Source organism: Bacillus sp. JK74 (assembly GCF_053663395.1).
Genome location: NZ_JBSJQB010000002.1, coordinates 206,418 through 219,854 on the forward strand (window position 1 = coordinate 206,418; position 13,437 = coordinate 219,854).

At 50.3% G+C, this 13,437-nt stretch carries 1 protein-coding gene; it reads right to left on the reverse strand.

Annotated elements, in window-relative coordinates:
* Positions 1–8: 8 nt before the first annotated feature.
* Entirely contained in the window at positions 9–13,436 is a 13,428-nt protein-coding gene (locus ACWJJ5_RS05725; protein ID WP_454022283.1) for an SDR family NAD(P)-dependent oxidoreductase, read from the reverse strand.
* Position 13,437 lies beyond the last annotated feature (1 nt).

Below are 13,437 nucleotides of genomic sequence, written 5' to 3' on the forward strand. Positions count from 1 at the left end.
CTCCTCTCTTATTTAAATGCTTTCCAAAACATTTTTTTCGCAGGAAGCTCTTGTTTCTCCGCTCGTACGTCAGGTTCTTTTACCAGAGCCTTACGTCTTAATGACGGTACCGGCAGCGGCTTTCTTTTCATTCGGGTATCTTTTTCTTCCCAAGCTTCCAGAATGACGTGGGCGTTCGTTCCGCCGTCGGCAAAGCAGTTGATGGCTGCTGACGGTCTGGATGCATCCCATTCGCCGGCTGACTTATGAAAGTGAAAATCTGTCTTTGTTATATCAAAATGCGGCATCGGTTCGTCTCCTGAGAGAAACGGAACCGTTTGTTTATGCTTCAGCATTAATACGACTTTAATGAAGCTTGCGATGCCTTCTGCGCAAAGCGGATGCCCGATGTTCGGCTTGATTGACCCGATGCCGAGCGGAACATGCGGACCTGAGCGGTATACAGATTGAATCGCCTTCAGCTCAAGCAAATCAGTCACCGCGGAACCCGATCCGTTTGCTTCGATATAACTGATGTCTTCCGGCTTTTTGCCGCTTTTGAAAAGCGCGCTTTGCATGACATCTTTTTGCGCCTGCATATTCGGGGCTGACGGGCCTGCCGTTCTGCCGTCATTGTTCATGGCGGCAGCCTTAATGACCGCGTGTATCGTATCGCCGTCTTTTTGCGCCTGGCTTACTGTTTTTAACAGCACCATGCCGACGCCTTCACCGAGGACAACTCCGCCTGAACGCTTGTCAAATACGTGAAATGCCGGTTTCTCGTTTAACAGCCCGCGCTCTTGGAACATCCGGTGCGCCGCATCCGTGTTCAGCAGGCTGACGCCGCCAACTACCGCCGCTTTGATATCGCCGCTTCTCAGTGCCTGAACGGCCATGTTCATTCCTGTCAAAGCCGATGAACAAGCCGTATCAAGCACGATACTCGGCCCGCGCAGATCAAAAAATTGCGAAACGTTTGCCGCTAAATAATTCTGCCCGCCCGCAACAATCGGGTTGCGGGTATTCGCAAGACTTTCAGGATCAGGCTGATGCTGGCTGCGGCCTCCGATATACACACCGGCTTCTATGCCCTTGATTTCTTCACGGGTATAGCCGGCATGGCACCAAAGTTTCAAGCTCTCTTCCAGCACCGCCAACGCCTGAGGGTCCATCGCTTTCGCGTCGTTTTCCGGAATGAAAAAGAATTCGGAATCAAAGTGATCCATATTGTCAATCAATCCCGCAACGTATTGATTTGCATATCCGAAACGTTCCGCCGGGACGGAGCCGATTGCGGACCTGCCGCTTCTCAGCAAATCCCAATATTGTTCTAACGATTCCGCTCCCGGAAAACGGCAGCTCATTCCGACGACGGCAATGTCTTCAGTTACAGCAGCACGCTTTTGCTCAGTGTGAACCGTTTGTACGGCAGCCGGAACCAACATTTCTGTATCAGGTTCCTCCCTTTCTGCAAGCAGCTGTTGACCATTGGATACAAGCCATTCGGCAAACGCGTCAATCGTCGGGTGTTCATATAAAACAGACGGATCTAAGTCCTCTTTGAGCGCATGATTCATTTGCTGTAAAAGCTGTGCTAAAATGATCGAATCAACCCCGTAATCCTGAAACGGTTCGTCTGTTTCCAGTTCTTCCGGAGCGATTTTCAGCTCATCGGAAAACAGTTTCACAAGCCACGCCTTCGTATCAAGAAGCAGTTCTCTGTCTGAATGTTTGTCCGCGTCTTTGCCGTTTATTACGGCTTCAGTCTCTTTTTGTTTTTTCTCTTGACAGAGCAGCCTGTCGGGATGCCATTCGCTCCGATCCACGATAGCCGGCAGAACGGACGGGCGGATGTTTTCAGATAAAATGCGGTCCAGCAAGTCAAGTCCTTCCGCGTTGGACAGTCCCAGCAGCCCGGTCTGCTTCAGGTTTTCTGTGCGGACTTCACCCAATCCGGTTTCCTTCCAGTTCGGCCATTGAATGCTGACTAACGGATATTGATGCTGATGAGCCGCCGCGAAATAATCCATGTACGCATTTGCCATCGCATAATCCGACTGTCCCGCCGCGAGCGCCGGAACGACTGCAGATACTGAAGAAAATAAGACAAAAAATTGCAAAGGGTCATTTGTGAAAAGGCTGCTTAATGTTTGAAGCCCGGCGACTTTCGGTTCCAGCACTTCTTGTATATCGTCGGCAGTCTTTCTGATAAACGCCGGATTTACTGAATTAACCGATCCCGCACAGTGAATGACGCCGCCGATCGGTCCCATCGTGCGCCGGATCGTTTCAATTTCCGCTGCCGCCGCATCATGATCAGACAATTTCAGACTGATCACCGCCACTTGCACTCCTTTTGCTTCAAGCTCTTCAATCGCCCGTATCTTCTCTTTCAGCTTCGTATTAACGGCTGACCGTTCATGACGGGGAGGAATCGGCTCCCTGCCTGTCAGCACTACTTTTTTCACGCCGTGTTTTTCTGTGAAATGGCGGGCGCATAAGAGACCCAGTCCCCTCGTCCCTCCGGTAATGAAAAGCACATGGTCTTCAGGAAACGGTGCGGGCTTATGTTCTGCTCGCTTCCCGCTTGGAATCTCCCTGAATAAAGCACGGTATCTCTGTCCGTTTCGGCGGCAGACTTCCGGTTCTGTGCTGTCCGCCGAAAATTCATCTGCAATCTGTTTGGCAAGCGTCTGCTGATCCGTATCTGTATCGGCATCCATGTGTCTGGACGTCACGTTTTGATACTCATTTTGAAGCATTCTGTACAGGCCGCTTTTTGCCGCTCCTGCAAGATGAATCGTTTTCTGCTGAAATGGCTCCAAGCCTTTTGTTACATATAGCAGCGTCAGCGGCCGCGCTTGCCGGCGGCTTGTATCAATCAGAGTCTGGAGCCGGCTGATTCCTTCCAGTGAAGGGTCTTCGTCTCCGCATCCCGTCAGATCGATTGCGCCATCTATGTGATTCCAATCGCTAGCTGCAGTGTCAGCGGAATCGGCCGGGAAAATGAACGAGTCAGCGAAATGCTTTGCAGTCTCTTCGGCAAGCCCCGCTGTCCTTGCATCAGCCAGAATCATGACCGTCCTGCCGCTTTTCTCACCGGCCGAATCGATCTCACTCGGAACCCATTGCTTTTCTAAAAGCACAGCCTCGCGCCGGTCTTCTGTTTCCTGCGGTACGGCTTTCGGTTCAGGCAGCCAGTAAGGCTCCTTCGCAAACGGGTAAGCCGGCAGACTGATTCTGCGGGGTTTTTCGTCTTGATAGAGTCTGTCCCAGTCCATCTGAAGCCCTTTGGCCCACAATTCCGCTATTTTGACGTATTTTTTCTTATCGAACCACGACCTGACAAGCTGCTTTAGATCATCGTCCGTTTCAAATGCTTTGATTTCTTTTTTTGCCGTTTTGATGTGGGCTTCATATATCCCTTCACCCGTATTTCCGTTTACAAAATCGGTTAAACGGCTGATCAGTTCTTCTCTCGAACCGGCTGTAACCGCAAGACGGTAATCCATCGCATCACGCCCGGTCTGAAGCGTGTATGCCATATCTGAAAGATTGATATTCTGATTGGCTTTTGCAAATTCGATCACAGACTCGGCATAGGTTTTTACCTGCGGCGCTTTTTTCGCCGACAGCACAAAAATGTTTGTCTCATCAGACTTACGGCTTCCCCGGTCTTTCGGCTGATACTCTTCGATAACGAGATGAGCGTTTGTGCCGCTGTAGCCGAATGAGCTGACACAGGCCCGCCGCGGTGCTCCGCCTGTTTCCCAAGGTTTAAGTTCGGTATTGACAAATAAAGGCGAGTCATCGAAATCAAAATGTTCATTCGGCGTGCTGAAATGAAGGGTCGGCACAAGCTGCTGATGTTTCATCGACAGCAAAACCTTCTGGACGCTTGCTACACCTGCCGCCGCCGACGTATGCCCGATATTCGATTTAACCGAACCGATGGCGCAAAATTGTTTGCGGTCCGTTTTTTCCTTGAATACAGAAGATAAGGCTTCTAATTCAATCGGGTCCCCCTGCTTTGTGCCGGTGCCGTGCATTTCCGCATAGGTGATGCTCTCAGGGTGGATGTTGTGCGCTTCATACACTTGACGCTCTAAATCCATTTGGCTTTTCGCGCTTGGTGCGGTAATGCCGTTGGTTTTTCCGTCCTGGTTAATTCCTGATCCGATAATGACTCCGTAAATATGGTCTTGATCGGCTTCCGCATCTTTCAGCCTCTTCAAAACGAGCGCCCCCGCGCCTTCGCCAGGCACAAATCCGTTCGCACTGTTATCAAATGCTTTACATTGGCCGTCAGGAGACAGCATTCCTGCTTCACACATGCTGATGTATGATTCAGGCGTTAAATACAAGGTGACGCCGCCGACAAGGGCCATGTCAATTTCATGATTCAACAGCGCCTGACGCGCCAAATGAGTCCCGACGAGAGATGAAGAGCATGCCGTATCGATCGGAATGGCCGGCCCTTTCAAATTGAGATAATAAGGCAGGCGGGCCGCCGCGATGCTGAAACTGTTGCCCGTCGCGCTTCCTCCTGTCTGATGTTTGTTTAACATCATTCCGTATTCATTGTTCATAATCCCCAAATAAACGCCGCAATTTTTCCCGTTTAATTCTTTTGAGCTGTAACCCGCATCTTCAAAGGCTTTAAAACCTTCCTGTAAAAATATCCGGTGCTGCGGGTCCATAAGTTCGGCTTCAGACGGAGATATATTAAAGAACAGCGGATCAAACTCTTCAATGCCGTCAAGCATACCGATTGATCTGCAGTATACTTTGCCCTTCTTGTTTAAGGCCGGATCATAGTATTTGTTTACATCCCAGCGGGAAAGCGGGATGTCGCGAATGGCGTTTTTCGCACGGGCTAAGTTGTCCCAATATGTCTTTAGGTCCGGCGCATCCGGGTACTTGCCCGACATGCCGACGATGGCTATCGCGTCCGCTATCTCGTCTTTAGGCTCCCGTTTGGCCTGCACCGGTTCAGGTTCCTTTTGAACCGTTAATCTCTCCGGCTCGGCAGGTGTTTTCTCCTGCGGGGCGGCTTGCTGCGTAAGCGGCTTTGGACGTACGGGAACCGCCTGTTTTTTTCTTCCGCGGACGGACGGCTGCTTGCGCAGATAATCGGCAAATTGACGGATTGTCGGATAATCATACACTTTCGTTACATTACAGTCCGTGCCGTACCGTTTATTGACGGCCTTTATCCATTCAAGACCGGTAATCGAATCCATACCGAGGTCAATAAAGGCCTCATCAATATCTACTTCATTCCGCTCCATGTACAATACATCAGCCAGTGCTTTTGATAACTCGTCATGCACCGCTTCAATCGGTTCTTCCGGTTCGGCGGAAGCTGCTGTTTCAGACATCGCCTCCAGAATATCCGCTTCTGCTTGTATCACATGCTGCTTATGAGCGTTTAAAGGCTGCAGCAGTATGTTTGACGGTTTTTTTACGGCCTCTGTTTTCTGCGGTTCGGCTGCTTCCTCAAGGATCGGTTCTGTCCCGAGCTCTTTTTGCAAGAAGGCCGCAAACTGGCGGATTGTCGGATAATCATATACCTTCGTCACCGTAAGGGACGTGCCGTACGCTTTATTAACGGCCTTTATCCATTCAAGACCGGTGATTGAATCCATGCCGATATCAATAAATGTGTCATCTGCGTCGATATCGTCGGCATCCATATATAAAACGTCCGCCAACCTTTCCGTTAATTCGGCACTTACTTTTTCAGCGGAAACCGCCGGACGGGAAGCAGACTGTACGGTTCTTTTCGGTGTCGCGCCGCTCAAAGGCTGCAATAAAATGTTTGACGGTTTTTCTTTGGCAGTCTCCTCGTGAAGAGTTGTTACTTCAATGACCGGTTCCGGGACGGCCGCCGGTGCGATCGGCGCAGACTGTGTTTCGGCCGGTCTTTTGACAGCTGTATCAGCTGATGTGTCGATCCAATAACGGTCTTTTGCAAACGGGTAGGCCGGGAGACTGATTTTTTGCGGTCTGCCCATTTGATACAGCTTATCCCAATTCAGCGGAAGGCCCTTCACCCAAAGCTCTAATACCTTTGCGGCTTTGCCTTTTTCAAGCCATGCCTCAATTGTTTTTTCCATGTCCTCATCAGCCGCAAACAGCGCCATCGTGTCTTTATTCTGTTTGACTTGTCCGCGGTAGAGCCGTTCAATTGACTCCTTGCCGCCCGTAAATTCGTCAAGCTTTTCTTCAAGCTCTCGCAAATTGCTGACAATCATTCCGAGACGCTCTTCCATCGGTTCACGGCCGATTTGAAGCGTATATGCGATCCGGCTCAGGTCCGCTTCCCGGTAACGCCCGCTCCGCAGCGCATCAAGAAGACGTTCCGCCCGTTTTTGAAGCCGTTGCTCATTTTTCGCGGAAAGGACGATCATCGACGGATGAGGTGCAGCAAAAGCCGTCTCCTTATCCTCATCAGCGGTATATTCTTCGATGACGATATGAGCGTTGACGCCGCCGGCTCCGAATGAGGAAAGCCCTGCGGTTCTCGGCAGTTCTTTATTTACTCCTTTTTCATTTATGACCGGTCTTTTCCACTCTTCAAGCGTCTGCTGCACTTTAAACGGCGTAGCGAGAAAATCAATATTCGGGTTAAGCGTCCGGGAATGCAGTGACGGTGCGAGTTTCTTATGTTTCATTTGCAGGAGCACCTTCGTCAGACCCGCGATGCCCGCCGCGCTTTCACAGTGCCCGATATTGGATTTCGCTGAGCCGATGGCACAAAACTGTTTATCTTGTGTTTGTTCTGAAAAGGCTTTTGTCAGACCCGTGATTTCAATCGGATCACCGAGTGAAGTCCCGGTGCCGTGGGCTTCAATGTAGCTGACCGCCCTCGGATCGGTTCCCGCGTCTTTTAACGCCTGTTTGATCACCGCGGCTTGGGCGTTCGGGTTCGGTACGGAATACCCGTTTGTTTTTCCATCATGGTTTACGGCCGTTCCTTTGATCAGGCCGTAAATATGATCACCGTCCGCTTTCGCTTTAGAAAGCGGCTTAAGGAGTACGGCTCCCACTCCTTCACCGGGCACATAACCGTCCCCGCCTTCACCGAAACTTTCACATCTGCCTTTGCTTGATAAAAATCTGTTCTGGCCGAGCATCAAATATTTATTCGGATGAACGGATACATTGACGCCCCCGGCAAATGCTGTCTCGCATTCCCCGTTCCGCAAGCTTTGGCATGCCAGATGAATGGCTGTTAAAGAAGAAGAGCACATCGTATCCAGCGCCATGCTCGGACCGTTAAAACCGAATACATAGGAAGCCCTGTTCGCAATTGATGACGGATTTCCGGTCAGCGCAAGCGATTTTCCGCGCGCCTGTTCTTCGGCTCCGTAAAGCTGATATTCCTCATACATGACGCCTACGTAAACACCGACATTGGCGCCAAGCAAATCACCCGATGTTTCCGTGAGCTTTTTGCGCGTGTAACCGGCATCTTCCATCGTTTCGTAGACACATTGCAGGAATAACCGCTCCTGCGGGTCCATCAATTTTGCATCCCGGGGCGAAATAGAGAAGAATTGCGGATCAAATTTGTCCACGTCTTTCAAAAATCCTCCCCATTTTCCGTACGTCTTGCCTTCTTTATCTTTATCAGCGTCGTAATAAAGACTGTGATCCCAGCGATCGTTTGGAATTTCGGTTATGCAGTCAGTGCCTTCACTCAAGTTCTTCCAAAATTCCTGAAGATTTTCGGCCTGCGGATATCGTCCTGATATACCGATAATCGCGATATCTTCACGCTCCGTCAGCTGCTGATTTTTCCGCGCGTCTGGACGGACTTGCGCAAAGCCTTTTTTGCCTTCATTCCGTTTGGAAACGGGCTTTACTTTCGCTTTCTCAGACAGCGCCGGTTTGGCTGCAGGGGTTTCTTCTGTTTTCATCCCGGTCACTTCCAGCAGCGTGTCCCGGTGTGCTTTCATAAAATACTGCGCCAGCGATTCGATATTCTGGTACTCGAAGAACAATGTTTTTGACAATGAACCGAAGCTCTTTTCCAGCCGGCCCGTCAAATGCATAATCATAATCGAATCAATTCCGTAATCTTCCATAGGCGCCTTGGCGTCAATTTTGCCGACAGGAAGTTTGGTTACTTCCGAAAGCACATGTTTCAAGAAATGCTCCGTTTTTTCTGCAAGCATGTTCTCTCCGCCTGCTGTAAGACCTGCCGTTTCTTCCGTTTTGCTGCCCTTATCCGGCTGATCATCCGCTGATTTTTTCAGAAACGCCCGGATTTTTGCGGCGTAGCCTTCCGTCACCATGATTTGGGATGTGTTTGCCGCCCACCCGCGGTACAAAGCATGGATGCCGTTTTCTGTTTTCATAGGGACCATGCCGCTTTCTTTTGTCAGCATCGCTTCCGTTTCAGCATCAACCGTCATGCCGCCGTCTTTCCAAAGCGGCCAGCAGATTGAAAGGGTGTGTCCATAGCGTTCATTTCGGGCTTTTTTACGGTTTCTTTTTTCACTGAAGGCGTTCATAAACGCATTGGCCATCGCATAATCAGCCTGGCCCGCGCTTCCGGCGCTTCCGGCTCCGGAAGAGAAAAGAATCAGAAAATCAAGCTCAATGTCCTTTGCCGCTTCATCAAGATGAACCAGCCCGGAGACTTTCGGCGCCAGTACATCACGGATTTCATCTTTGTGCTTTTTCAGAATATAGTTGTCTTTTATCGTTCCCGCGCTGTGTATGATACCGTTTAATCCGCCGTACTTCCGGCAGATGTCCGCTGTGAGCGATTGAACTTCTTGTTTTTCCGTCATGTCCGTTTGTTTGTACACGGCTTGCGCGCCGAGATCGGACAGTTCTTGAAGCTGGACTTTTTTACGGTTATCCAACAGAGAACGCCCCGTTAAAATAAGAACGGCGTCTTTTGCATGCCGGGCGATTTCTTTGGCGAATAAAAATCCGAGCCCGCCCGCACCGCCTGTGATCAGATAAACACCTTTATCCTTCCACGGCTTTTCGGCACCGAACTGTTCAAGCCCTGTTTCCTGCCATTGTGCCGTATAGCGCTTGCCGTTTTCATAGCGAATATGCTTGTCATCAGGATGAGCGCTGCATTCTTTTACATATCGGGACAGCGTGTCTGCTTTGACGTCCGGCTCCAATTCAATCAGCTGGCCGGTCAGGTTCGGGTTTTCAAGCGCCGCTGTTTTCAAAAGCCCCGTTAAGCCGCAAAGGAGCTGCGTATCCGCTTCTTGAGGCACGACAATCTGAATGAGCTCGCACCCGCCGGAATTTGAAGCGAGAATTTTCTTCACTTCTTCGAACGCCTGAAGCGCACAAGCTTCAAACCGTTCGTCTTCACTCTTATGCTGATCACGGAGCACATGACAGCTGAAGTCTGTCTGTATGCTGTTCATTTGATCCGTAAACCGGTCTGATATCATCACGTGACGGGCTTTGAAATGAGTCGGTGCTTTTTCATGTACAGCGGTCTTCTCTTCCCATACGTGTTCAAAAAATAGTGTATCTGTTTTATCCGTTTCAATTTCCCGTGCGGAATAACCAGTCATTTTCACACATACATTGCCTTGTTCGTCACATACATCAATATCCAGCTTCTGCACGGCATCTTCAGGCTTGCTTTCGCCGCTGTATGCAATGGAAACCCACATATCGCTTTTACAGCTTTTCAACACATCAATCTGTTCGAGAGCAAACGGCAGCATCGGCCTTATGTCAGTCCCGTCTCTGTCAAGCATTAACCCGATTGTCGCGTGGAAGGCCGCATCCAAAAGGCTCGGATGAAGGATAAACTGATCTTTTGTATGAGAAATAGATGACGGGAGTGAGAGCTTCGCGAGCACTTTGCTGTCTTTTGCATAGATTTCCGTGACCGCTTTGTGAGCATCCCCGTATTCAATCCCCATCTGTTTGTATGCCTGATAGCAAGCGTCGGGTGTGATCAGACGGCGTGACTCTCTTAATTTGTCAATCTCGATTTTGGCCGGTTCGCCCGCTCGGACAAACGCCGCGCTTCCTTGCGCATAGAGAACGGGCTCTTGTTCCGAGGAAGCCGATTCACTGTAAACCGTGAATCCCATCTCCCCATTTTCTTTATCATAAAGACGGAGATTCAGTTCTGCGGACTCATCCGCCGCTGTAAACGGACGTATCCATGCGACATGTTTCAGACGGACTGTTCCTTCTTCCTTCGTTTCTGCCGCGTGTTCAACGGCCGCCCGGACCATTTCCAGATAAGCCGCTCCCGGTAACGTCCGCTCGTTTTTGACGACGTGATCTTTCAGGAAAAATTCTCCGCCGCTAAAAGAGGACCGGAAACGGACGCCTGACATGTTTGATACATTTTCATGAAGGAGCGGATGCAGCATGCCTGCCCTGTTTTGCGGCAGCGATTCTCTTTTCTCCGCCTTCGGCACCCAATACCGGATTTTTTCAAACGGATATGTCGGCAGGCTGATCCGATTCGGTTTGTTTTCACCGTACAAGAGATTCCAATCCATCGTTCCTCCGCCGGTCCACTTTTTGGCAATCATCTCCAGACTCCCGGAAGAAAGCCATTTATGTATCAAGTCCGGAGCAAGCTCTGCCTGATTGCTTTTATCGGCTCGGTTCCGCCAGCATCCGCTGACCGTTTTACCCGCCAGAAAGCCTTCCAGCTGCTCTTTGAGCTGTGTCATATTCTGAGCGGTGAACGCAACCCGCTCCTCCATCTGTTCACGGCCGATCTGAAGTGTATACGCCGCATCCTCAAGCGGCAGGCCGGGATAAATAAATGAAGACAGCTTCGCAACATACTCTTTTAGCCGTTCTTCATTCCGGGCGGAAACCGGGAAAATGAAAGTCTGTTCTTCTGCCGGTTCATACGCTGTTCTCTGTGATTCTTCAGGGATAAATTCCTCCAGAATGAGATGCACGTTTGAACCTGTCGCCCCGAAAGAACTGATGCCCGCACGCCGGGGATATACGGTCTCGTTTCCGTTTTCCGTCACTGATGGCTGCTGCCATGCTTCGGTATGATGCTGGACGTAAAACGGTGATTGTTCAAAATCTAAATACGGATTCAGCTCCTCGGAATGAAGAGACGGCACCAGAGTTTTATGGTGAAGCTGCAGGGCAACTTTGCTTAAGCCGCTGATGCCCGCCGCCGATTCCGCATGGCCGATATTGGACTTCACTGATCCGATCGAACAGAACTGTTTGTCCTGTGTGTACTGGCGGAACGCCTTGACAAGGCCTTGAACCTCGATCGGGTCGCCGAGAGAAGTTCCCGTCCCGTGCGCCTCAATATAACTGACCGTGCGCGGATCGATGCCCGCTTTGTCCAGGCATTCTTCAATCAAATCGGCCTGCGCGACAGGACTCGGCACGGAAATTCCGCTCACTGTCCCCACGTGGTTGACGGCACTGCCCTTTATCACCGCATAAATCCGGTCTCCGTCTTTTACCGCCTCTCGCAGCGGTTTTAATAAAACGGCACCGATTCCTTCAGCCGGTACATAGCCGTCTCCGTCTTTCCCGAATGTATGACAAACCCCGTCTGTTGAAAACATGTCCCATAAACCGTATGTCAGATATTTATTCGGATGCAACGACAAGTTGACCCCTCCGGCAACCGCCGATTCACATTCCCCGCGCCGAATGCTTTCCGCAGCAAGGTGAACCGCAGTCAGCGAAGATGAACAGACCGTATCGACCGCCATGCTCGGCCCGTGAAAATTGCAAAAATATGAAACTCTGTTTGCGATTTGCGCATAATTAAGAGAAAGCGGGAATACATGATCTTCAGAAGAAGCTTCCGCCCCGACCAACGTATAATCCTTATGCATCACCCCTGCGAAGACGCCGACGCGCTGTCTCTTATTCCGTCCGCGCGCCTCTGCGAGCGACTTCGGCGTATATCCGGCATCCTCAATCGTTTCCCAGCATGTTTGTAAAAACAGCCGTTCCTGAGGGTCCATTGTTTCAGCTTCCCGCGGCGTAATCCGGAAAAATTGGGGATCAAAGCAATCCGGATCATCAATAAATCCGCCCCATTTTGAAATACTCTTTCCGGAAGGCGACTTTACATTTTCAAACCGGCGCCAGTCCCAGCGAGACTCCGGAATTTCGGTGACACAGTTTTTTCCTTCTTTCAGGTTTTCCCAGAATTCATGAATATTTTCGGCCTGCGGATAGCGGCCGGCCATGCCGATAATCGCGATATCTTCATCTTGCGGAACACTGCTTTTCCGTCTTCTTTCTGTTTGCTTCTCAACCTGCTTCTCTATTTTTGCAGGAGACGCGCTGAAATGGCTTCCGTACTGCTCTGTCAGGAAAGCCGCCAGCTCTGCTGCCGTCGTATATTCAAACAGCAAAGTCGGAGAAAGGGTTTCGCCGATTTTTTCGCTTATCGTTTCGACGACGTCAAGCAGTCCGGACGATGTCAGCCCCATTTCATAGTAGCCGACTTGAGAATCAATCTGTTCAAGCGGCTTGCCGATTTTTTCCGCCATCAGATTCATGACATACCGCTCTGCTTCCTCATGCGGGTGTCCGCCTTCAAGCGATGCCGCAACTTCCGGTAAACCGGCTTTTTCAGGAGACTTCTCAGCAGTCTTTCGGTCTGTATTGATCAGCTCGGCATCCCGCACGAGCTTGCTTGTGAAATCTTTCAGCTCGGCTACTTTTCGGCCGGATGTGTTAAAAAACTCCAGTGTAATGTAAATGAGCTCTTTTTCCTGCCTGAGCGACGAACGTTTGATTCTCGTGATGCAGCCGGCCTGCAAAGGTTCGGAAGCTGTAAAAGATTCGTAGAAAAGAGGCAGAAACAGCCTCTTTTCCCCATTTAACAGCGAGGAGATCAATAGGTTTGCGCCGACGCCGCTTCCGTCAAGAAGAGTCGGATGGAACAAAAACCCTTCGGCCTGTCCCATCGCGTCTTTTCCGAGCGATACATCAAAGGTGACGCCGTCCCGCTCCTCAAACACTTCTCCTTCCGCTTTCATGTATCCGCTGTGAACCAATTCCTGGCTTCTGCATTGTGCATACAGCTCATTTAAATCGATGGTGCGTTCCGCCTCGCGTTTGACAGAGTCAAGATCAAGCGTGTCTCTGAAAACTGCGGGTGCCGTCTCGTGCATTTCCGCTTTGACGTAAATACGTTCTTCCGGCTGGACTCGTCCGCCGCTGACCTCAGCCCCTTTTGCGGTAAGTTTCCAGCGCCCTTCTTTTACCTTCGTACATTCAACCGTAAGCTTGACGGCGCTGTCTTCTTTCGCGATAAGCGGCTGATATATGGATAAATGGCGCAGCTGAAGCACGTCGTATGAATAGCCGCGCTCTTTGAAAATCTGATAAAACATATCAATATAAGCCAATCCCGGAAGGACTTTTTGTCCGTAAACGTCATGATGTAAAATAAACGGATTTTTCAGCGATAAAGTGATTTGCTTATTGAAGTTCTTCACG